At 63.3% G+C, this 22,976-nt stretch carries 20 protein-coding genes; 5 read left to right on the forward strand and 15 right to left on the reverse strand.

Annotated elements, in window-relative coordinates; all coding sequences use genetic code 11:
• Window positions 1-125: 125 nt before the first annotated feature.
• Both mutL and SH412_RS15240 read right to left on the reverse strand, forming a co-directional pair.
• Window positions 126-2,102, reverse strand: coding sequence for a DNA mismatch repair endonuclease MutL (gene mutL, locus SH412_RS15235; protein ID WP_336518869.1), 1,977 nt, complete (start codon window positions 2,100-2,102; stop codon window positions 126-128).
• A gap of 105 nt (window positions 2,103-2,207) precedes the next feature.
• Entirely contained in the window at window positions 2,208-2,993 is a 786-nt protein-coding gene (locus tag SH412_RS15240; RefSeq protein ID WP_336518870.1) for a DNA topoisomerase I, read from the reverse strand.
• Between the two features lie 364 nt (window positions 2,994-3,357).
• Between SH412_RS15240 and SH412_RS15245 the strand changes: the two genes are divergently transcribed.
• The 5 genes from SH412_RS15245 to pheT all read left to right on the forward strand — a co-directional run bounded on the left by SH412_RS15245 (window position 3,358) and on the right by pheT (window position 10,026).
• The gene (locus tag SH412_RS15245; RefSeq protein WP_336518871.1) at window positions 3,358-4,326 is read left to right on the forward strand and encodes a hypothetical protein; all 969 of its coding nucleotides are present in this window, start codon (window positions 3,358-3,360) and stop codon (window positions 4,324-4,326) included.
• A 269-nt stretch (window positions 4,327-4,595) separates the two neighbouring features.
• A complete protein-coding gene (locus SH412_RS15250) occupies window positions 4,596-4,874 on the forward strand; it encodes a hypothetical protein (RefSeq protein ID WP_336518872.1) in 279 nt (92 codons plus the stop codon).
• Window positions 4,875-5,171: 297 nt separating this feature from the next.
• Window positions 5,172-6,107: a tyrosine recombinase XerC gene (gene xerC, locus SH412_RS15255; RefSeq protein WP_336518873.1), complete on the forward strand. Its 936-nt coding sequence runs from the start codon at window positions 5,172-5,174 to the stop codon at window positions 6,105-6,107.
• Window positions 6,108-6,284: 177 nt separating this feature from the next.
• Window positions 6,285-7,646, forward strand: coding sequence for a dicarboxylate/amino acid:cation symporter (locus SH412_RS15260; protein WP_336518874.1), 1,362 nt, complete (start codon window positions 6,285-6,287; stop codon window positions 7,644-7,646).
• A 352-nt stretch (window positions 7,647-7,998) separates the two neighbouring features.
• The gene (gene pheT, locus SH412_RS15265) at window positions 7,999-10,026 is read left to right on the forward strand and encodes a phenylalanine--tRNA ligase subunit beta (RefSeq protein ID WP_336518875.1); all 2,028 of its coding nucleotides are present in this window, start codon (window positions 7,999-8,001) and stop codon (window positions 10,024-10,026) included.
• Between the two features lie 628 nt (window positions 10,027-10,654).
• Here the strand turns inward: pheT and tssG are convergent.
• The 13 genes from tssG to SH412_RS15330 all read right to left on the reverse strand — a co-directional run bounded on the left by tssG (window position 10,655) and on the right by SH412_RS15330 (window position 22,924).
• A complete protein-coding gene (tssG, locus tag SH412_RS15270; protein ID WP_336518876.1) occupies window positions 10,655-11,794 on the reverse strand; it encodes a type VI secretion system baseplate subunit TssG in 1,140 nt (379 codons plus the stop codon).
• Between the two features lie 15 nt (window positions 11,795-11,809).
• Entirely contained in the window at window positions 11,810-13,645 is a 1,836-nt protein-coding gene (gene tssF, locus SH412_RS15275) for a type VI secretion system baseplate subunit TssF (protein ID WP_336518877.1), read from the reverse strand.
• Window positions 13,646-13,647: 2 nt separating this feature from the next.
• Window positions 13,648-14,136 (reverse strand): type VI secretion system baseplate subunit TssE, encoded by a 489-nt coding sequence (tssE, locus tag SH412_RS15280; protein WP_336518878.1) that lies wholly within the window; start codon window positions 14,134-14,136, stop codon window positions 13,648-13,650.
• Window positions 14,137-14,322: 186 nt separating this feature from the next.
• Window positions 14,323-14,898, reverse strand: coding sequence for a papain-like cysteine protease family protein (locus tag SH412_RS15285; protein WP_336518879.1), 576 nt, complete (start codon window positions 14,896-14,898; stop codon window positions 14,323-14,325).
• Window positions 14,899-15,005: 107 nt separating this feature from the next.
• On the reverse strand, window positions 15,006-15,677 hold the full coding sequence (locus tag SH412_RS15290; protein WP_336518880.1) for a hypothetical protein: 672 nt from the start codon (window positions 15,675-15,677) through the stop codon (window positions 15,006-15,008).
• Between the two features lie 101 nt (window positions 15,678-15,778).
• Complete coding sequence (locus SH412_RS15295) at window positions 15,779-16,654, reverse strand: hypothetical protein (RefSeq protein WP_336518881.1); 876 nt, start codon at window positions 16,652-16,654, stop codon at window positions 15,779-15,781.
• Window positions 16,655-16,882: 228 nt separating this feature from the next.
• Window positions 16,883-17,668, reverse strand: coding sequence for a type VI secretion system accessory protein TagJ (locus SH412_RS15300; RefSeq protein ID WP_336518882.1), 786 nt, complete (start codon window positions 17,666-17,668; stop codon window positions 16,883-16,885).
• Window positions 17,669-17,796: 128 nt separating this feature from the next.
• Window positions 17,797-18,279, reverse strand: coding sequence for an Hcp family type VI secretion system effector (locus SH412_RS15305; RefSeq protein WP_336518883.1), 483 nt, complete (start codon window positions 18,277-18,279; stop codon window positions 17,797-17,799).
• A gap of 219 nt (window positions 18,280-18,498) precedes the next feature.
• Window positions 18,499-19,989 carry a type VI secretion system contractile sheath large subunit gene (tssC, locus tag SH412_RS15310; RefSeq protein ID WP_336518884.1) on the reverse strand — a complete coding sequence of 497 codons (1,491 nt, stop codon included), beginning with the start codon at window positions 19,987-19,989 and terminating at the stop codon, window positions 18,499-18,501.
• A gap of 73 nt (window positions 19,990-20,062) precedes the next feature.
• Window positions 20,063-20,587, reverse strand: coding sequence for a type VI secretion system contractile sheath small subunit (tssB, locus tag SH412_RS15315; protein WP_336518885.1), 525 nt, complete (start codon window positions 20,585-20,587; stop codon window positions 20,063-20,065).
• A gap of 147 nt (window positions 20,588-20,734) precedes the next feature.
• On the reverse strand, window positions 20,735-21,835 hold the full coding sequence (gene tssA / locus SH412_RS15320) for a type VI secretion system protein TssA (RefSeq protein ID WP_336518886.1): 1,101 nt from the start codon (window positions 21,833-21,835) through the stop codon (window positions 20,735-20,737).
• Window positions 21,836-22,124: 289 nt separating this feature from the next.
• Window positions 22,125-22,622, reverse strand: a complete 498-nt coding sequence (locus SH412_RS15325; protein ID WP_336524152.1) for an IS5 family transposase — start codon at window positions 22,620-22,622, stop codon at window positions 22,125-22,127.
• The gene (locus SH412_RS15330; protein ID WP_336518887.1) at window positions 22,517-22,924 is read right to left on the reverse strand and encodes an IS5 family transposase; all 408 of its coding nucleotides are present in this window, start codon (window positions 22,922-22,924) and stop codon (window positions 22,517-22,519) included. Before SH412_RS15330 ends, SH412_RS15325 begins: the two co-directional genes overlap by 106 nt.
• Between the last annotated feature and the right edge of the window lie 52 nt (window positions 22,925-22,976).

Raw genomic sequence — 22,976 nt, forward strand, 5'->3', positions numbered from 1 at the left:
TCTCCGCGATTCCCCGGTATCGATCCCCCTGTTCGCAGGCAGAGCCCGGAAACGAGAGCCGATGAAACCAGTTTCAGGCCCGTCTTCTCCGGCTTTCCGCTCTCCGCTCGAAGCTCTCAGCCCCTTCATCCCAGCCGGCCGAACTGGCGGTCCAGTTCGGCCCGGGAAAGATTCAGCGCCGTCGGCCGGCCGTGCGGACAATGGTGAGCGTCGTCCACGAGGTGCCGCTGCTCCAACAGGCTGTCAATCTCCTCGGGCGTCAACCGCTGCCCCGCCTTCACGGCGGCTTTGCACGACATCATGTGCAGCAGTTCGTCCAGAAGGTCGCGCCGGGTCGGCCCCTGTCCGGCTCCGCTATCGAGCATCTCGGCCAGGTCCCGGACGAGCTGCGTCAGATCGGCTTTGGCGAGCATCACGGGGTAACGGTTGACCAGCAGGGTATCCTTGCCGAACTCCTCGATCCCCAGCCCCAGCCGGGCCAGCAGTTCTCTCTGCTCGATGACGAGGGCCGCCTCACGGGCCGACAGCTCGACGGGCTGCGGCACGAGCAGGTGCTGGGATTCCACTTTTCCAGCCAGCACCCGCGGACGGAAGTATTCGTACATGATCCGTTCGTGGAGGGCGTGCTGATCGATGACCGACATCCCTTCGGCGGTTTCGATCACCAGGTAGCAATCATGAATCTGCAGCGCCCGCGGCGGCCCGAACGGAGCCGGCGCGGCGAGGGGACGTTCCGGTTCGCTCACGGCTGCAGACGGGGACCAGCCCGTCCGCGACGGCGACTCCGCGGCCCGATTTTCCGGCTCTCCCGCGAGTTCTCCCGCGGCAAATCGCCCGTTCTCGACCGCATCGCCGGCTGTCGTCGTCTGAACTGGCCATGTCGATCGCCCGTAGTTCGACAGCATGGGCGCCGCCGCGGGCTCTTCGTCGACGAGCTGCGGCGGCGCATCGGGCGTCCATTCCTTCAGTCGCGTCTGCGCCCACTCGACGAACTCCCGCTGGACCGCCTGCTGCTCGGCTGGATCGACGGTCCGCGGCGCTGTGAACGACAGTCCGCCCGTGGTCCCGCTCCCCGCTCCTGAATCCGTCGGCACCTTGAGCTGGCTCTGCAGATCGAGGCTCAAGAACTTGCTGCGGATCATCGACAGGAGCTGCCGGAAGAGCTGCTGCGCATCCTGGAACCGAACCTCGATCTTCGTCGGGTGAACGTTGACGTCCACCGTTTCCGGCGGGATCTCGATGAACAGGAACGCGATCGGCTGCCGGCCGACCATCAGCAGGCCGCGATAGGCTTCGGTCAGCGCGTGCTGCAGCGTCCGGTCCTGAATCCACCGCCCGTTGAGAAACAGATACTGCTGTTTCCGCGTCGCCTTCGACAGCGCCGGATGCCCCACGTAGCCCCACATCCGGACGCCGTTGTGTTCCGATTCGACTTCAATGAGCTGCTCGGCGATATCCGCCCCGAAAAACAGTTCCAGCCGCTCGATCACCCGCTGCGTCGACGAGAGTTCGTAGACCACCTTGTCGTTGTGCCGCAGCACCATGTGCAGCCGCGGATTCGCCAGCGCAATCCGGGTGAACTGCTCCGAAATGTGCCCGAATTCCGTCGACGGCGACTTGAGAAACTTCCGGCGGACAGGCGTGTTCTCAAATAGATTCCGAATCTCGATCTGCGTTCCCAGCGGACAGCCGGCGGGGGTCGGGGGCGTGATCGCCCCGAGGTCGACTTTCAGTTCCATCCCGTGCTCGGCGTCCGCCTGCCGCGAACGAATCCGCAACCGGCTGACTTCCGCAATCGAGGCCATCGCCTCGCCCCGGAAGCCCATCGTCTGCACGGAGAACAGCTCGTCGGCGCTGCGGATTTTGCTCGTCGCGTGGCTCGTCACCGCCAGCAGCAGGTCGTCCGGATGGATTCCTTCGCCGTCGTCGACGATCCGGATCACTTCCGCTCCGCCCGCGACGATGTCGACTTCAATCCGCGTGGCCAGCGCGTCGAGACTGTTCTCGACCAGTTCCTTCACCACGCTGGCGGGCCGCTCGATCACTTCGCCCGCGGCGATCTTGTTGATCACGCTGGCGGATAGCTGCTGAATGCGGGACATAAGGCGACGCTCATCCTGATTTCGCCGGGGCAATGCGCAACCGGTCCGGAATCGGGCTGCGTGGTCTCGGGCAGTCTGTTGTGATACCGCCCCCCGCCCCGCCGGTCAATTCGCGCCGTCCGCGGATGGGGCGCACTTCGGCGGGGGTAACGCTTCCTGCAGCTCCTGAGCGGCGGCGATCATCGGGCCGGGAACGGTTTCGCCGGGCTGCTGATCGAACCTGTCGGGCGGCCCGGCGAGCGCATCCGCCAGTTCTTCCTTCAGTTCCTGGCGCTGGCGGGCGATGGCGGCGTCGAATTTCTGCAGCACGTCGAGCGCCCGGTCCCGGGACGTCACCAGGCCGATGATCAGGTATTGAACGAGCGCCATGCCATAGAAGACCCAGCCGAGTTCGCCGTCAAAAATGGTCGCCAGGATCACAAACATCGGCGACGACCGGTTCAGGTGCTGGCAGAGCAGCCCCTTGATCAATCGGGGAATATAGGCAATCAGCGAGGCGAAGAATCGCCCCTTCTGGAATTCGGGTTTCGGGGGGCCGGGATGAATGACCGAAAAGAGGGCCTGATCGGGCATCCCCTCGATGACGCCCATCGCCAGCAGAATCCGGCCGGCCATGAACAGCCAGTCCCGCCGTTCGAGCGTCTCGGCACTGACCCAACTGAAAACGAAGGATTCCATATTCTTCGTGGCCAGGAGCAACAGAATTGCTCCGCGGAACCACATCTCCAGATCCTTCTCCAGCTCCCGGTCGATCTCCTTGACCCGCACGACCTTGTGCATCACCAGGCGGAAAAACGGGACCGCAATCAGCCCGAGCGTGAGCCGGGTGATGGGCTTCAGGATCGGCTGCAACAGCCAGCGCGGCATCAGTAGATTCAGCAGATCCCCCACCGGCGCACTCTCCCTTTCGTCTCCGTCTTATCGGTCCCTCTTCCCCCGGTCAACCACCCGGTCCACATCCCCTGACCGGGAAACGCTTGCGGCGCGGCGGCGGATTCCCGGGTTGCCACCACCAATCACGCGATTTGACACGAAACATGAATCCCGAAAAGACGTTGCGGACGCCGGAGGGCGTTACGCAGTTGGCGGCGTTTCAAACATGTCCTCCGCAATTCGTGCCGATTCGTGCCATTCGTGGTTTCTTTCAACTCCATCGAAGTGAAAGTGCGCAGTCTGCGAAGACTCAAGATCCTGGCGCGATTCTGCCGATAACTCCGAAGACGTTAACTTTTCCGCCGGCGAAGGGAGTCCCATCGTGCGCAGGGTCTGGGCCGCAGCTTCGGCCGCCCTCCTCTTCCTGGCGGGCTGCGCGATGGTCGAAGTCGGGGTCACCAACCCTGTCGCCGGCCTCACGACCGTTGCCGTTGCGCCGTTCTTCAACCTCAGCGCGGAACGCGCCGTGGACGGCCGCCGGTTCGCCCTCGCCTATTACTCCGAACTTCAGAAAGTTCCCGGCTTTCAGGTCGTGCCGGTCGGCGTCGTCGAGCAGGTGATCTTCGACGAGCAGCTCGAAATGAACAATCCGGACGACGTGCTGCGATTGGCCGATCTGCTGGGCGTCGACGCCGTCGTGGTCGGGGCCGTCACCGACTATTCCCCCTACTATCCCCCCCGCATCGGGCTGCAGGTCTCGTGGTACTCCCCCGACGAATGGGAGTTCGTTCCGGGGATCCCGACCGACGAATTCGCCCTCTCCGCGTTCAAACCCCGCGTGCTCAAGACGCAGTACCGGCACGCCAAGGTCGTGGAAAAGAAGCGCCTCCGCCGGGAAATGTACGAAATGCAGTACAATCCGGACCTACTGCAGCAGGGAGGCTGCCCCCCCGGATCGCCGTGCGCTCCCGGTTCGACCGCCCCGATCGAGCCCTTTGTTCCCCCTCCCGCGCCCCCGTCCACGGTGCGCGGCCAGTCGCCGCAGTTGCCCCCCGACCGGATTCCGGAGTCGGCCCCGGTCGTCATCGTCTCGACCGACCCGTTCGATCCGCGTCGGCCGCTGATGTCCTACACGCGAATGTTCGACGGCTCCGACGCCAAATTGACCGCCAATCTGCGGGACTATGTCGAATTGAGCGGCGATTTACGGAGCGGCGGGTGGGAGGGTTATCTGTATCGCAGCGAAGATTTCATCCGCTACACCGCCCACGCCATGATCGTCGAAATGCTGCAGCTCCACGGCGGCGAAGCGAAACGGCGGGTCGTCTTCAAGCTCCGCAAGTACAAATAGCGCGGAAGCGAACAGGGAATAGCGAGCAGCGAATTGCCAGAGGAAATTGCGCAGCCATCTCCTCGTTCGGGCGACTCGCGACGCCCTGTTCGCGATTCCCTCTCCCCGAAATCTAAGCGGTGTCACAGCAGGTCGCCATGGCCGGACGGACGTTGTGCAATCTTCCCCGCGACCTTCTTCAAAAATCTGTCCGGATGGCGCAATCGGGGCGGACTCTCCCGGCCGATAAGACCAGAGATCCTGTCGCCGCTCCTGCAAGGCAGACCAACATGCCGCGTGCCATGAACGTCCTCGCTCTGGTGAAAAACGAGGAACGCTATGTGTTCCTGTACGATGACACCAGCATCGATCAACTGCTGCAGACCCTGGGGCAATACGCCTCCGATCCGGACCTGTCGTTCAGTTGGTACGACGCCGCGGTCCTGAGCCAGCGCGTCCGCAAATTCGCCGCGGACGCCGGTCTGGCGCCGATGCCCCCCGCACTGAAGCAGCCGGCGCCGCGCTGGGACGAAGAACCGGAAGCCTGGCGCGACAGCGACGCCGCCTGACCCCGCAAGCTCTGCGGTCTGTGCCTCGTGCGCTGCTGACTCTGCCAGTCTCTTCCCGATTCGTTCCCGAAGCCGCAACCCCGTCAGACATCTTCCGGCTGCTCCGGCGTACGATCGTGTTGTGCTGCACACACATGGAACCGTTTCGTGGGTGGCTGGGGTCGGCCGCTTTGGGCCGCCCCCAGCGATGTGGCAAAAATCTGGGGGCTCGAAGACTCGACCCCAGCCACCCAATTCCCGTCGGATATGATTGCTGATCTTCGTGGCACCTCACAAACAAGCTGGCCGAGTCGACTCATGTATGACCAGATCGACGGCTTCCTGCGGTATCTCAAGATCGAGCGCAACTCGTCGGAGCTGACGCTCAAGTCGTACTCCGAAGACTTCGGCAGCCTGTTCGACTACCTGCGGGACCGCGTCGGCAGCACTCCGTCCGTCGCCGAGCTGGATATCACCCTGCTCCGCGGTTACGTCGCCTACCTCCACGAATGCGACTACGCGAAAACGACGATCGCCCGCCGGCTGGCCTGCCTGCGGAGCTTCTTCCGCTACTGCCAGCGGGAAGGGATCATCACCACCAACCCGGCGAAGGCTCTCCGGACTCCCCGCACCGGTCGGAAGCTGCCGCACTTCCTGACCATCGAAGAGACCGCGCGGCTGCTGGAAACGCCCCCGGCGAACGAACCCGAGGGACTCAGGGACCGGGCGATCCTCGAAACGATGTACTCCGCCGGCCTCCGCGTCGCCGAGCTGGTCGGACTGAACGTCGAGAGCTGGGACCGCGACACGAACATCCTCCGCGTCTTCGGCAAGGGGAAAAAGGAGCGGATCGCCCCCATTGGCAGCTACGCCGTCCAATCGCTCGACCGCTGGCTGGAAGTCCGCCAGCCCGCCCCCGACGCCGGGGATGACGACCGATCGGCGCTGTTCCTCAACCGCTTCGGCGGGCGGCTGACCACGCGCAGCATCGGGCGGATGCTGGAAAAGCACATTCTGATCGCGGGGCTCAGTTCGAAGACGTCGCCCCACACGCTCCGGCACACGTTCGCGACGCACATGCTCGACGGCGGCGCCGACCTGCGGGCCGTGCAGGAACTGCTCGGCCACAAGAGCCTGACGACAACCCAGATTTACACCCACGTCAGCACCCGCCGGATGCGCGAAACCTACGAGCAGGCCCACCCGCACGCGGCGGGCAACGCGGCCAAGAAGAAGTCCGCCAAAGCTTCGTAGAGTGCGTCTCGACGCGCCACTTCGGTTGGAACGGGCCGGTGCGTCACGACGCACCCTGCCAACCCGGCATCGCCGCCCCGCTCGCTCCCCGCACTCCCGTCCGTTATCCTGCCCGAGTCCCGCCTTTCTACGGGACAACTCAAAGCATTCCCGAGCCCCCCGACGAGGACGTCCCGCGTGACTGACACGGACTCTCCCCCCGCTCCGGCTCCCGAACCCGCTCCACATCCTGCGAAGCCCCACAAGGTTTCTCATCACACGTTGACGGTCATTGGCCTCGTGACCGGCGTGGTCCTCGGTCTGATCCTGAACTACTTCGCCACCGACCCCGCCAAAGGGGAGCTCCTGCCCCAGGCGGCCGCCGTCGTCGCCATCGCCAAAACGATCGGCAGCCTGTTTCTCCGCCTGATGTTCATGGTGGTCCTCCCCCTCGTCTTCTCCGCCCTGGCGCTCGCGGTGGTCGAGATCGGCGACCTGCGGTCTCTGGGGAGGATGGGGCTGTGGACGCTGCTGTTTACCGCCATCCTCTCCGGCAGCGCCGTCCTCATCGGCGTCGGGCTGGTGAACGGTTTCCAGCCGGGGAAAACGCTCTCCGAAGCGCAGCGCGACCGCCTGACGGAGCGCTTCGCCGACGACGCCCGGAAAGGGGTCGCCAAGGCCGAGCAGGCCAAGCCGTTCGGCACGGTGCTGGTCGACCTGCTCCCCGAAAACCCGCTGCAGGAAATGGTCGGCGCCATCGACGGATCCTCGAAGGGGAACGGCATGCTCGCGGTGATGGTCTTCTCGCTGATCTGCGGCGTGGCCATCACCAGCCAGCCGGAGAAGTGCGCCGGCTTCGTAAGCTGGCTGGAAGGGCTGCACGCGATTTCGATGGCGGTCATTCAGTTCGCCATCGGCCTCGCGCCGCTGGGCGCCGGGTGCCTGGTCTTCGCCCTCGCCGCCCAGCTCGGCTTCGACATGATCCGGACGCTGGTCTGGTTTGTGCTGACGACGGTCTTCGGACTGGCGCTGCAGCTCTTCGTCGTCTATTCGATCGTCCTGTACGTCTTTGCCCGCATGTCGCCGGCCCACTTCTTCAACGCGGTGCTGGACGCCATTCTGGTCGCCTTCGGCACATCGTCATCGAGCGCCACGCTCCCCACCGCCCTGCGGGTGGCCGAGAACGAGCTCAAGATTCCTTCCCGGATCAGCAGCTTCGTCCTGACGGTCGGGGCGACCGGCAACCAGAACGGCACCGCGCTGTTCGAAGGGGTGGTGATCCTGTTCCTGGCCCAGGTGATGGGGGTCGAACTGACTGGAATTCAGCAGTTCCAGGTCGTCCTGATGGCGATCCTCGCCGGCGTCGGCACCGCGGGGGTCCCCGGCGGTTCGATTCCGCTGATCGTGGTGGTGATGCAGAGCGTCGGCATCCCCGGCGCCTCGATCGGCATTATTCTGGGGGTCGACCGCCTGCTCGACATGTGCCGGACGGTGGTCAACGTGGTCGGGGATCTGGTGGTGACGAGTTGCGTGGCGAGGGCGGAAGGGAATAGCGAATAGGGAATAGCGAATAGCTAGAGAAGAGGGCTGATCGCTTATCGCGTATCGCTGATCGCCGGAGAGAGGCCGTCGCGAGGTCCATTCCTCTCTGGACTCTCTCCTCCGTCCTTTCGACATTCCGCCTTCGACATTCCTTCTCTTCCGATCTCCGCGTCCTCCGTGCCTCCGCGGTGAAGATTCTTCTGTCTTCTCTGCGGCCCCTGCGTTCCCCTTTGCGTCTTGGCGTGAGATCTTCTCTTCTCCCCCGTCCACTTTTCGTAAGTCGAGGCGTCCGTTAGAGTACGGGGGCTGAAGACACGCCCATCGAAGACTCTGGGCGTGCCACCCGAATCTCCTGGCGGTAAACCGAGAAATGATTATCAGTTGGGACTGGCTCAAGCAGTATGTCGACCTGGATCTGCCGTTGGAGGACGTCACCACCCGGCTCACCATGTCGGGATTGAATCTCGAAACCACCGAGCCCGCCGGCAGCGATTTTGCCATCGACCTCGAAGTCACCAGCAACCGCCCCGACTGCCTGGGCCACCTGGGGATCGCCCGCGAAGTCGCAGTGCTGTTCGGGAAGACGCTGAAAGTCCCCGCCGCCGCTCCTAAGACCGTCGCGGAAACCGCGGCGTCGGCGACGTCCGTCGCCATCGAGTGCCCGGATCTCTGCCCGCAGTACCACGCCCGCGTGCTCCGCGGAGTGAAGGTCGGCCCCAGCCCCGCCTGGCTCCGACAGCGGCTGGAGACCGTGGGCATCGCCAGCGTGAATAATGTGGTCGACGTCACGAACTACGTGATGCTCGAATGCGGACAGCCGCTGCATGCGTTCGATTTTGACCGGCTCGACGGGAAGAAGATCGTCGTCCGCCGGGCGCAGGCTGGCGAGAAGCTGCAGGCGATCGATCATAAGGAATACGCGCTCACTCCCGAAATGTGCGTCATTGCCGACGGCAAGCGTCCGGTGGCCATCGCCGGCGTGATGGGGGGAGCGACGACCGAAATCGAGTCCAGCACGAAGAACGTGCTGATCGAAGCGGCTGCCTTTGCGCCGCTGACGGTCCGGAACACGGCCCGCAAGCTGAACCTGCACAGCCCGTCGTCGTACCGCTTCGAGCGGGCTCTCGACCCGGCCGGCCCCGACTGGGCCAGCCGTCGGTGCTGCGAACTGATCCTCGAAATTGCGGGGGGCGAGCTCCTGGCGGGCAGCGTTGCGGTCGGCCAGACGGTCGTCGCGGAACGCCCGCCGATCGCGCTCCGGTTCGCCCAATTCCGGCGGATTCTGGGGATCGAGATTCCCATCTCGGAAGCAGCGAGCATTCTGGAAAGCCTGGGCTGCCGACAGGTCGGTCCCGTGGGGGCCGACACCGCAGAGTTCGCTCCGCCGACCTTCCGGCGGGATCTATCGCGAGAGATCGATCTCATTGAAGAGGTCGCCCGGATTCACGGCTACGAGCAGATTCCCGACGACGTGCTCGTACCGCTCTGTTCCAGCGCCAAGACGCGGCGGGATCGCGTGACGGATCGCGTCCGCGATACGCTGACCGCCGCCGGGTTCTTCGAAGCGGTGACGCTGTCGTTCGTCGCCGCCGAGCAGCGGGCGCTGTTCACGCCGCATGGCGACCGGCCGGCGCTGGAAGTCGTCCACTCCTCCCGCCGGCACGAAAACCTGCTGCGGCAGTCGCTGGTGCCGAGCCTGCTGGCTTCGCGTCGCGAGAACGAACGCCACGGCGTATTCCACGCTCAACTGTTCGAAGTGGCCAAGGTGTACCTGGCAGCCGATTCGTCGAAGCCCGAGACGCAGAACGAACCGTGGACGATCAGCCTCGTCGGCGGGCAGTCGTATCAGGAACTGAAGGGGGTGGTCGAGCTGCTTGCCCGGCGGGTCGCACCCCACGCAGCCGTCCGCGTCCGTCCCTCGGACGTTGGCCAGTTCGTCCCCGGCCGGGGGGCGGAGGTGCTCCTGGACGGCGAACTGTGGGGCTGGCTGGGGGAACTCGACCGCTCGGCGGTGTCAGCGCTCGATCTGCGGGACAGCGTCTGTGTCGCCGAATTGAATCTGCATGTGCTCGAAGCCCGGGCCGACCTGGTTCCGAAGGCTCAGCCGCTGCCGCAGTTCCAGGCGGTCACGCGGGATCTCAATTTCGTCCTCGACGAAACGGTCCATTGGAGCGACCTGGAGCAGGTGGTCCGGTCGGCGGCGGGGCCGCTGCTGGAGACGGTCGCCTTCGGCGGCCAGTACCGCGGGAAGCAGATCCCGGAGCAGAAAAAATCGTACGTGGTGACGCTCGGCTACCGTTCGCACGAACGAACGCTGACGGGCGACGAAGTCGACGCGGCTCAGCAGGCGGTGATTGCGGCGTGCGGGCAGAAGTTAGCGGCGACGTTGAGGGCGTAAAGTCGGGTATCGGGCCTCGGGATTCGGGTATCGCAGACCGCCGAAGGCGGGTTGTGCCGACTTCGAGTTGGGTTGGATGTGGACGCCACGTACGGCGGCGATTGACTCGTGCCGAGGCTCTGCCGGGGCGCGCCTCTTCCGCGAGCCTCCGCGTCGCTCCTTTCCCCTCGTTCGAATTTTTTCTCCGTGTTCTCAGTGCCTTCCGTGGTTCCAGCTCTTCTCCGACATTCGCGTCCATTCGTGCGATTCGTGGTCAAACTGCCTTTCTCTCCGCCGGGTTGAAAACTTTCCGATTTGGCGCGCCTGATCCCCTGATTTCGCGGCACTATACTGATGAACGAATTCCCCGTCTCATCGGTCGTCGCTCATGTCGCTCGTCGAACTCCCCTGCCCTGCTGACGTTCCGCAGTCGGATGCCGAGCTGCTCCGCCGCATTGATGGCGCTCGCGCCAAAGGGGCGTCTGAGAGAGACTTGTGGTACGACCACGATCCCTCATTTCCGAGGGAAGACCGGCAGCCTTGGGGGACATGATTCGTTTGCCGTCGCGTTCCAACATTCGCAATAAAAGTCCACTCGCGACAGAAAGATCGACACGCGCCGGCCGTGGCGGGACCTTCATCGCCCCCGTCACTCGTTCTGCTCGCCCGCTGTCCGGAGCACGACCGACACCGAATTTTCGGTCCGGCGGCTGGCAGGAAGCCACGTGTTCCAACCCAGACGAGCGCCGAAACCGGTCCGATCGCCGCAGCGGAGCGGGGGGATTTCAGCGGTGCGAAGCTGAAGTTCCAGGTCGAAGTCGAGGTGCTGCCCCGCATAGAACCGGGTGAGCTGCGTCAGCGGTTCGTGGGCTTCGCCGATCGGCAGCAGGCTGCAGAATTGCGCGTAGTCGAGCGGACCGATCCGCAGGCGAAATTTCCCCTGGACCTCCCAGACCTTCTGGCCAGCGACGGTTTCCTGGCCCAACCGCGTGTTTCCGCCGCGTGACAGCCGGGTTCGGTCGGCAGATTCCAGATGCAGCCAGCGACCGACGAGCGACTGCACGCGGACCGGCCAGCCGAAGTGATCGTTGAGCATCAATTCGAGGCTGATCGCCGGCCGATGCCGCTGGCTGAGGAGCCCCGCATAGAACCGCCAGGTCTGGTCGGGGATGCTGGTTCGCGGTTCGAGGCGGTCGCGCTCCGACATGACGTATCGCGAAGCGGGATTGCCCAGCCCGGTCAGGCAGAGCAGGATCTGGCCGACGGGATCGAGCTGCGGTCGTTCATTCAGCACGAAGGCGCGGAACGCTTCCCCTCCCGCCACTCTGGCAGTCTGTTCGCGCAGCAGTGCGTGCTCCGACGCAATCCAGAAGTGATACTTTTCCCACGCCCGATAGAAAAGCGACAGCAGCCGGTGATTGAAAAGGTCCAGGAAGTCCAGCAGCGCCCGATCCTTCCGGGCGAGACGTTCGAGAACGATTTCGGTGTAGTGCTGCGGGAGTGCGCTGAGTGGCGTGGCGAGACCGAAGAAGTTCACCGACATCTTCGGCGGTCGATTCGGATCGCTGTGGCGAGAGATATCGTCGATCTGACTGGCCGGAAACTCGATTGACGCGTGCGCGCCGAAACGAACGACTTCCTCCTGCGGAACCGAGTCGTGGCCGACCGGCTCGCGGTCGGATTCGCAGAGCGTCAGCAGCCGGACGGCCTGGAAGAAGTTGAACCGGTGGCCTTCGGACAGGAGCTGGCCGATGACGCCGGAATCCGGTAGCAATTCGGGAGCGGGCATGGCGCCTGTCGCGGGTCAGAGGATCGTCTGGTCGCCGACGCGGTACGGCCAGACTTTGAAGGGTTCGGCGGCGTTCCGCATGCGGGTGGAGAGCCGGGTAAACGAGTTCATGGAGGCGTAAAGTCCGACAAATTTGTCGAGCACGCTGGCCATCAGAAAGGCGCCGACTCCGGAGTACTTGTCCGGATCGAAGACGACTTCCAGTTCGATGCCGCGGCAGAACCCGACCGCAGGCCCGCCGGTGATCCGGGCGGTCTTGCGTCGGCTGGCGATGCTGGTAATTCCTTCGATCTGCTGAGCGGTCGCGCGGGTGTTGTTGTAATCGTAGAGCTTAAGAATCTCGCGCAGGGAGTCCGCTCCCTCGGCGCCGTCGGAGATCGACAGATGGTTGAGCGCCAGATGAGAAATCAGCCGCCAGTGCAGTTCTCCCTGCGGAAGCCGACACGGAAGAGTGGGAGGGATGAGCGGCTCGATCCGTTTGAGGGGCGCCTGGCCTTCCAGTTGGAACCCCCAGCTTTCGCCTCCCGACGTCCGCAGCTCGCCCGGCAGGTCCCGGTTGCTGCAGGTCGTCGAAATGCTGAGGACTTCCGCGGCGGGCCGCGACGGATTGAAATTCAGGTCGACAAACGACAGCCAGACCTCGGTGCCGCGATCGTTTTTGATCGTGGAGGGATCGCGTCGGGAGTGCCAGTACGTGGGGTTGAAGTCATTCCTGCGGCCGTGCCGGCAGGCGAAAAAGGGCTGATACTCGGTCACGGCGCCGGTGTCGAGATTGGTGCTGGTGACCGCGTCGATCGAGTGGATCTCGAACGAATTGCGATGGCGAATGTCGGGAACGACGTGGTACTCGGTCTTCGTGTGGCTGAGACGGATCGGTTCGGCCTGATGGCTGAAGAGATTGACGATCGGCGTGCAGCCGAGCCGGAACAGGTCGCGATCGACGCGGGCTTCCAGGGAGCGATCGGCCTTGTCGAGGAGGATGCAGACATCGATTTTCCGCGAGTTCGAGCGGGAAACGACAGAGCGCAGGCCGGTCAGATCGGCGAATAGAAACTTCTGAGGGAATGAGAAGTACTCGGTCAGAAGACGGTATCCGGGAAACGAACGGGCGTCACAGGGAAGCAGCCCTTCATCGCGGCCGAACCCGACTTCACGAATCGAATCGGCGGGAAGCAACTGGCGGGCTGGACCGCCCGACTCCTGGACGAACACGCCGACGCAATGGTTGAAAATCAGCTCGTAGAGCTGATGGGTGGTCTTGTCGTCGCCGCGAAGGAACACTCGCAGGTCGTCGAGCGTCAGGGCGGACCAGTTGACGTTGGGAGCGATCGTCAATTCGAGGCGCAGCATCGCCTCGACCTGATTGAGGCCCGGCGGGAGTTTGACACCCGCGCCGAAGGGGGCGGTCTGGTAGGTCGTCGCCACATCGATCGGCCAGAGCGTCACCGGGCAGGCGGTCCGAAACCGGCAGGGGACGCCCCCCACGTCGCGGGAGCTGAGACGTCCGCCGCGTGGCACGGTGAAACCATCGGTGAGCTGCCCCTGGCTGGGATCGAGCTGGAACTGAACGATCGAAAGCGACGGCACCGGGGCCAGATAATGGGGATAGAGGAGCCCGAGCAGCGACGTGGTGAGCTCTGGAAACTCATCGTCCAGCTTGAGCCGGACGCGGGCCGTCAGAAAGGCGAACGACTCGATCAGTCGCTCGACGTGGGGATCGGCGGACTCGCGAGTATCGGGGCTGAGCGAGAGCCGGTCGGCGATTTTCGGGCGGTCGCGGGCAAACTCGGCCGCCATCCGCCGGATGAAAAACAGCTCCTGCTCGTAGAAATCTTCGAGACGTTCGCGCATCGTTACACAGGCTCAACTTGGCAGGTTCCGGTGGTCGCCTCCACAGTCGTATCGAACGTCACGAGCTCGACCACGGGGTCGACGCAGAGCACCGCCTGGATGGTCAAGCGGATGTTGCGGTCGATCTGCTGTTCCGGATCGCGGATGACGACCTGCACGTTGGCCAGTCGCGGTTCGAAACTGCGGACGGCCCGTTCCACGGTGGCGCGAATCCGCTCGCGCGATTCGAGTCCTCCCCCGACGATGCCCGTGAAATCCGGGAGACCGTACGACAGCGTCGAGACGGCCAGTTCTCCCGGCTGGGCCAGAAGGTCGAAGCGACCATGTCGCGTATTCAGCAGGTATTCGAGGTCTCGGCGAACATGCTCGCGCAGTTCCTCAATCCGATAACTTCCGCGCCAGAGAGGCTCAGTGGACTGATCGGGCTCGGCATCGATCAGGCGATCAAGGAGCGACGGGAGCAGCGGCTGCTGAGACCTGGCGGAAGTCATCGAATCGTTCGATCCGCAAGCAGAATGACGGGATTTCCCGTTCACATTAGCGGCAATGCGGACGCTCGGGAAGCCCCGGCTGGGGGGAAAACAGACGCCGCGACGACGCGGCTCGGTCGATTTCTGGCGACGCCGCAACGTGCTCGACGGCTGTCGCGGAACGGTTCCATGCTCATCAGGCCGGCGTCAGGCGTACCAGCACTGACCGATCATCGTCGAGAACTTTCCGGTTTTCAGGGAGACCTGGTATTTGAAGTGGCTGAACAGGAAGTTGGTGAAGTGTTTGAAACCCGCCGGGGGGAACGGGTCGAAAATCTTGACCTGAAATTCGTCCTCGTTCGCGGAGTCGGTGGAACCGATGACGCCATAGACCAGCCGGACGTGATAGCCCTTGTGGACCGGTTGACCGTTGACGAATTGAACGATCGCCGAAAGCAGGATGATCGGTGCGTGCGTCTGGATGAATGTCGCCACGTCGGCGCGGGAGCTCGTGTCGAAGGTTCGGGTCTTGAACTTGAGCTGAGCGCTATACAGATCGACGAGCTCCGTCGGAGTCAGATCGCGTCCGGGATTGTCGATGTCCGCGGGATTGGGGGCGTTGAAGGCCGCGAGGTAGTTCCCGGTCAGAAAGCTGGTCTCGTCGACTCGCTTCTTGGCCTGCGCCGACTTCACCCCTGCGGCGCAGGCCGCCCAGCAGGTCAGTCCGCTGGTCTGCGGGTAGAACAGCTTCGCGGCATTGGGAACTTCGTACGTGACGATCATTGGCGGCCCTGGTTTTCATGAACGCTGGCGGAATTGAAGCGGGAAACTGGTGACTGACTCGAATCGGACAGATGTCACGCCGGCGCATTCTTCGGAACCGGCGACCTTCACGCCCCGATCCGGCGAACGACCCAGCCGTTCGGGGCTCCGGCGCTCGTGGACGAGTAGTCGTGTCGCGTTCCCCCCAGGTCCCACGACATGGGCACCGGCGCTCCGATGTAATTGAACGATGCGCCGGCCTGAAACTGCGTGATGTGAACGTTGCCGTCCCAGGGATCGCAGACGCTGGCATACATGCCGAACGGCGTGTTGTTGACGACGTCGACAACGACGAAGTGAGCTCCCCCCGCATTCCAGCCCACGAGCACGATGATCGGAATCCGCTGTCGCAACTGATTGGCCACGTACGCGGCAGGAGCCGCAACGCCGGCCAGCAGGCTCTGTCCGGGCGTATCGATGCCGACCGAATCGATAATCGCCTGCGACACGTTCGTGGCCCCGATGAACGCGGCCTCCCACGTTCCGACCCGGAGTCGGTTCAGAACCGATGCCAGATGCGTCGCGTACGAATACGCGCTGCCGTCGTAGGCGGCGCCGCTGACGGCCCCGTAAACGTCGTAGATCTCCGTTTCCTTGTGCAGGGCCGCGGCGCCGGGAACGAGCTTGTTGATCTTGAACACTGTCATCATGACGCACGCGATGCCGCAGGAGTTCTCGGCCTCCTGAGCGTAGACCAGATGAATGTCGCCGAATCGGGTGAAGCGTGAAAACCAGGCCATGAGACACCTCCGGAACAAAAGCGGTCGAACCCGCAATCCGTAAGAAACGTCCAACGTCCGGCGAGAGGGGAGCGGCATCGTCCCCCCGCCAGCCCGCGAACTCACACGCCGTTGTACCCGGGGTAAGTTCGGCCCGAATACTTCGGGTGCGCATCAATCTTCTTGTAAAGTTCCTGGCGCTCCGCCTCGGTAACAGGCGTGCCCGCAATTTTCTTCAGGCCGATGTCCCAGGCGTCGCTGAGAATCGGGTTCAGCCTGGTGTCCGTGGAGGTCGGCTTCGTCCGTTCCCCTTCGTGGTAGTAATAGATGCTCGCCCCCACGTAAGCCGCCGCCTCCGACTCGAGCGTATTGACCAGCGAACTTCGGATGTCCATCGCCGCGTGAATCGCCTCATGAACGATCAATGCGCGTCGCGCCCGGCCGGCGGTGTTAAACGCCAGGAAGAGCGTGTTTTCTTTCCCCGCTGCGCGCGGTTCGTACATCGCCCATTCGCCGAGCGACGGTTCGTAGCGGACGTGGATCGCGTCGTGCACGACATAGTCGGCCACTTTTCCCATCTCCCCGACAGTGATCGATGTCGGCCCCAGCACGAAGTACGTCTTGCGCGCCGCCCCGGACATCAGCGTCCGGACGACCAGACCGCGGGCGAGGTCGTCGTTGAGCGACATGGGGCGCCAGTCGGGATGCGGAATATAGACATAGCACTTCGCCGGAGGATCTCCCGGTTTCCGGCCGAAGCTGTAGTTCTTTCCGTCTTTCGTCAACGTGCAGCCGACGTAGTTCTTGAGGTACCAGTTCACCTCGGCCGGGTCGCGCGTCCCGAAGTTGTAGACGATCAGATCCCACGGATCGGTCCGTCCATATTCGGCCGCCAGAGTCCACCAGTTGTCGGCCGCCGACACTTCCTTCCGCTCCAGATAGCCCTTGGGGGGCCACGGGGTCCGTAACAGCGCAGGCTTGCTTTCGATGACGGCCATGTTTCTGCTCCATCGTGCGTCGGCTCAAATCCAAACCTGACCTCGCGCTGCAGGTCGACGGCGCGAGGCAAGGCAGAATCAGAGCGACAGCAAATTGATCGAAACTCAGCGTTCGTGAAATGCGACGGCGCGCTGCGGCACGCCGTTCGACAAACCGGATTCGGATTGAACGAGCGACCGGGACGAATCGGCGGCCGCCGCGGGTCAATATCCGCCCGCGATCGGGCGTCAGTCGAACGTGACGTCTTTGAGATTGAAGGGCGTCGGGTCGGCATCGCCGGCGACGAACTGCTTGCAGCCGAAGCCGCGATAGACTCCGCCGCCGACATCCTCGAACGACGTGCCGTGTCCGAGCTTCAACGACGAATCGCTTCCTTGATAACTCTGCACGTACAGGACGGGCGTAAACCCGCGCTGGGTCGGACCGCTCTTCAGAATCACCTGGCAGGGAGCCCAGTACAGATCGCGCGGCCGGACCGGGTCCGGCAGGACGACCTGCAGATGAGCCATCTGTTCGAAGGGGATCCAGTAGTAGTCCGGCCCCTGCTGAAACTCGAGCATCGATCGGGTGACATCGTCCGCATCCGCGAAATCGTCGAACGGGACGTCATTCAGTGTGCCGGAAGTTTCCGGCCGTTCCTCTTCGGCGGCATCCAGCAGGGCCTTCGCCTCGGCGAACTGACGCGCCTGCAGCCGACAGATGGCGAGCAGGTGCTTTTCAATCCGGGCTGGCGGAGCCTCGAAATACTTCGGCTGCAGCCCCTCGCCCAGAACTCGCCTGCGAGTTTCCTCGGCGGCGAGCAGGTTGGCGTAGGCTCCGGCTTCGGTGAGAACCGACTGATTGCCGACGACGTCGAGCTGCTTGCGGGCCCGAGTCAGATCGCCGTCGAAACACAGGAGCGAGAAGAGCAGCGTTCGCGACGCCAGATCGCCCGGCTGATCTTTGACTTCCTGAATTGCGGCGGCGATCGCCTCGCTGAGTCGCCCGGCCTGGAACAGTTCGCCCGCATTCATGAGTGACTCGCTTCTGCAGCTTCAGGAAGACGGAAATCCGGGCTCGCCGGCAGTCGCCGGGGACGTCCGATGTCTCGGACATCCCCGGCCGACGTGTCAGGCGACAGAACTGAAACCCTGTCCGGGCGTCACATCGACTTGTGGGCGACGATGTCCCAGCCGACTTCGACCGGTTCCTTCGGAGAGCCGTCGTCGTTCTGACCAGTGTAAGTGACCTTCACCTGCTCGAACGAGAGCGAGACGCTTTCCATGCCGTGCTGGTCGCCGCTGCCGGACGGGCTCCAGCTCGTGATGAACACGTGGGTCATTTCGACCTTGAAGTAGTCGACCGGCGCGTCGCCGCCCGCCAGGCGAAGCACGAGAGTGGCGGAGTCGAAGTGCGTCCCGTCCATCGTCTTCTTGAAGAATTCGGGGCTGGCGTTGTCGATCCGCTTCATGATGCTCATGTCGCTGCAGTTGCCCCGGGCGGTGCCGGCTCCGCCGCCGAAGTGAGCGGAGGAGGCGTTCGATGCTCCCCAGGAGACGCTGAGGACGTCGATCTCGCCCTCGTGACCATCAATCTTCGACTCGCCGGTAATGCCTTCGATCTTCAGCAGAATGTCAGCAGCCATGATTCGTCTCTCCGGTTATGGACTTGTGTGGTGACTGCGTCTGTCGCCTTTCGAACATCGCTCCACCCAACGCTATGATCGAAGGCGTCCGCAAAATGTTGCCTGGATTCCGCGAAAAATTCTGGTGGGGGATTTTCGCCGGGGCCAACCGCGGCCCGGCGAACTCGCGGAGCGGGGGCCGGGCTTGCACCCGCGCCCCCGCTCGCGATGTTGATCGGGCTACTTCCCCTTGGATTCGGGGAGTTTTGCCACGAGCGACAGGCCGACGCTCAGCTCTTCGAGCTGGAAGTGCGGCCGCAGGAACGCGACGGCCTCATAGCACCCGGGCCGAGCCGGGTCGTCCCGGACGTCGATACGGGCCTCGCGGAGGGGACGCTTGGCTTTGGATTCAAAGCCGGCGCTCTCCGGATTCGCCAGTGTGTAGTTCTTAATCCAGCGATTGAGCCAGGCTTCGCACTCCCCTCGCTCCATGAACGACCCGATCTTGTCGCGGGCGATCGCCTTGAGATAGTGGGCGAATCGCGAAACGCACAGGAGATACTGCAACGCCGTCGCCAGTCGCGCGTTGGCGTTGGCTTCGGGCGTATCGTACTTCTTGGCCTTCTGGCAGGACTGGGTCCCGAAAAACGCCGCGTAATCGGTGTTCTTGCAGTGCAGCAGCGGGATGAAGCCCAGGTCGCTGAGCTCCTTCTCGCGGCGGTCGCCAATGGCGACTTCCACCGGGCACTTCATGGCGACTTCGCCGTCGTCGGTCTCGAAATTGTGGACCGGCAAGCCCTGGACGAGCCCCCCTCCCTCGACCCCTCGAATCGTCGCGAGCCATCCATACTTGGCGAAGGACTCGGTCAGACGGGTGCCCAGGGCGTACGCCGCGTTGCCCCAGAGATACTTCTTATGATCGCGACCGTCGACATCCTCTTCGAAATTGAAGGCTTCGACCGGAACGGTTTCCTTGCCGTAGGGGAGCCGCATCAGCGTGTGCGGCATGGTCAGGCCGACGTAGCGGGAATCGTCCGATTCACGGAACGACTTCCACTTGGCGTACTGCACGCTGTCGAACACCTTCGACAGATCGCGAGGCTTGCCGATATCGGTGAAGGATTCGAGCCCGAACATCTCGGGCGAAGCGGCCGACAGAAACGGCGCGTGGGCCGCCGCCGCGACTTCCGCGACTCGGTCGAGCAGAGAAATGTCCTGGGGATGCCGGCCGAATTCGTAATCCCCGATCAGGCAGCCGAAGGGATGTCCGCCGAAGACGTCGTACTCTTCGCCATAGACCTTCTTGAACAGGGCGCTCTGATCGAATTCGGAGGCCTGCTCCAGATCCTTGAGGAGGTCCTTCTTCGAGGCGTTGAGCACCTTGATCTTCAGGTCGGTCCCGGTTTCGGACTGGTGGACGAGGTAGCTCAGCCCGCGCCAGCTCCCTTCCAGCTTCTGAAAGTCCTCGTGGTGCATGACCACATTGAGCTGCTCGGAAATCTTCTTGTCGATCACCGCCATCCAGGCGTCGATGCTCCGCTGGGCATCCTTGGAGACGACCATCCCCGGCTGCATCTGCGTCCGTACGAAGGTCTCGATGAGCTGCGCGGCCTGGGACTTCTCCTGCTCGTCGTGGGGACGAATCCCTTCGCGAAAAATCGTCTCCAGGACGCTTTCGGATTCCGTCGACTGCCCGGCGGCGGCCGCCGCACTCTGTTCTGCTTCTGCCATGAAACCACTCCTTCTGCTGGGAACGGCGTGTGTGCTGAAATTTCTGCAATGACGTCGCGAACGGCGTAACAATCTACGGGGCGGCCGGCGGAGGCGTTTCGGTCCCGAGTTCCTTGGCGAGCGAGGCGCGGAGGTCGCTGTTTGCCAGGACCTGCTGGAGCAGTTCGTCCAGCTTGTCGTTCCCTTCCAGCCGCGACGAAAGATTCTTCAGGTTTTCCCGCTGTTCCAGGAGCGCCCGGAGCAACGGAATCTGCTTGACGACGTTCTCCGGGCTGAAGTCGTCCATGCTCTGAAACTTGAGCTCCACGTTGAGCTTCTGATCGGCCTGCCCCGAGATCGTATCGTCGACCTGCATCGCCAGGCGCGGCGCCATGGCGCCAAGGACTTTGTTGAAGTTGTCCCGGTCGATGTCGACGAATTTGCGATCCTTCAGCGCCGGCAGGGACTTCTCGGGCTTCCCCGAAAAATCTCCCAGGACGCCGACGACGAAGGGAAGCTCCTTCATTTCCATCGCGTCGCCGACATAGACCTCGTACTTGATCTGCACGCGCGGCGGACGAACGCGATCCAGTTTCTTCTGCAGACTTTCTTTAGCCATGAACGGGGATCCTTCAAGGATTCGCGAGACCGATCTCCGGGGAGGCGAGTCTCCGGATTCAGGGACTGGGACGCAAAGACTGATCGTCTGAGTTGAGTTACCACAGCGACAGGGTTATCGAAAACAATACGACTGATGGATTTCGAGCTATTTCGACGAGCCGGAGGGGAGACCCAGAGTTTCTCCGATCTGCTTGACCAGCTTATCGTCTTTCACGAGTTCGGCCAGTACTTCTTCAAAGGGCATGCCGGCCCACCGGACGGCCCGTCGGACCAGATAGGCCACCGGACTGTGCGGCTCGCTCCGATGGAAGAACTCCGCGGCCTCTTCCAGGCGGGCGATGGCATCGGAACGACTCCGGATCGGTCCCAATCCAGTCGCGGAGCCGGCATCTGCTGCAGTCGTTGCCACGGCGGCCTCCTGGGCGGTTCCATCGGCGGCAGCGGCAGCGGCCGGCTCGTTCAGTCCGCCGCGGCGCTTCAGAACCCCATAGACAAAAACCCGGATTTCGTCGATCGAGCGGCGCAGATCCTGCCAGGAAGGCGCCTGATCGGCCAGCTTCTGATCGAGCAGCTTTTCGAGCAATGCAATCTCGGCCAGACAGGCATCCATGTCGGCGAGCAGCGTCTGAAAGTAGGCGATCGGCGCACCATCGACGGCCGAGTCGAAGAGTTGCCGCTTCTGTTCGCCTTCCGCAGTCCGGCGTTTAAAGCTGTCTTCTTTCTCGTCCTTGCCCTGCGGTGCGACGCGACGGAGGTTCCAGAAATTCCAGTTCAGCAATGCTCCGTCGGCCGACGGGGCCAACGGGATCTCGCGGAGCGCCACGGGCATGCGAGCTCCGCCGCCCGCGGTCGTCAGCCAGCTCAAGGGGGCCGAACGAGTCGCAAGGTCCCCATCTTCCGACAAGGGATGGAGGCCGTCCCAGAACCGGTCGGCCAACTCCCGAATCAGTCGAAGCCCATCGCGAAACCCTGCGAAGCCATGCTCGCGGACCAGCGCTTCCGTCAACCAGCCGGCGATCAGGAGATCCTTGGTCCGTGTCGCCAGGGCCTCCGTCGCCAGGTCCACCACCCTGCCCCACTCCGGGGTCTTGTCGGCGCTGGAATCGAGCGGATCCTTTGACGTCTTGCGCAACTGGCTGAGCTCATCCCAGACCGGATCCCAGCGGAGCGATTCCCCGCAGGGATTGTCGGGCGCGACGGGGGTCAACAGTCGGTCAAAGTCCAGGACAGGACCGGAAGTCGGCATTGGGTTTCCGTTTATGATCGGGAGGCGACCGGGAGTTTGAGCCGGTTTTGCGGACAGTCGAAGTTTAGTTCGAAAATACCGAGTCACGGCGTGCGGCGGAGCAGAATTGCTCAGGGCCGAATCGACAAATGCTGAGTCTGAGTGTGCGGATTGTAAGGACTGTCGGGCTGGCGAGAAACCGCCGAATGCGCCGATTTCAGGACACGTAGTAATTCCACCGATTGGAACAGGTCGAGCGCTGGCAGAACTCTCCGATGATCGAAATGGGGCGGCTAGGGCGTGTGGACATTCATAGGACATCGACCATGAGCGCCGCCAGCCAGACGAAGCCGGCGAAGTTTTCGAGGGTCTTTTCGTAACGTGTGGCCACGCGGCGAAACTGTTTGATGCGGTTGAAGAAGCGTTCCACCTGGTTGCGGTGTTTGTAGCGCTGCTTGTCGTAGCGCTTCCTGGTCTTGCGGTTCTTGTGGGGCTTGATGCAGGCTTTCGCCTGCAGTTTCCGGATCTGGTCTCGCGTTTCATCTCCGTCGTAGGCCGTATCTGCGATCACGTGTTCGATTTGTCCGGGTTCGAACGATTCGAGCAGCGCGCGGCCATGAGGGCCGTCTCCGTCCTGCCCGGGACTCAGGTGCATGGCCGCCAGATGTCCGTTCTTTTCCACCGCCGCGTGGATTTTGGTGTTCAGACCTCCGCGAGAGCGGCCAACGCCGCGACGGCGGTCCGCGTCTTCTTTTTTTCCTCCGCTTCGCGTCGGCCGCCAACGGCGGCCAGATGGACCTTGATCGATGTCGAATCGAGTTGCAGTTCCTCAAGATCGAGTTCGCCGAGCTCCCGGACGACGGCCTCCCAGACCCCGTTCTCGCACCAGCGATCAAACCGCCGCCAGACGGAGTTCCAGTTGCCAAAACGCTCCGGCAGATCGCGCCAGGGCACTCCCGTTTTGGCCACGTACAAAACGGCGTCCACGAACAGCCGATTGTCCTCCCCGGACCGGCCGGGATCGCCCGGCTTTCCAGGAAGCAAATTCCGGATACGATCCCATTGTTCATCCGTGAGAGCATGTCGCGGCGGCACTGCGAGGTCCTCCATGACCAGTTTCAAGCCGCAAGATCATTGCAATTCCAGGAAATCTCCGAAAGAG

The sequence above is a fragment of the Planctellipticum variicoloris genome, assembly GCF_030622045.1.
GTDB classification, from domain to species: Bacteria; Planctomycetota; Planctomycetia; order Planctomycetales; family Planctomycetaceae; genus Planctellipticum; species Planctellipticum variicoloris.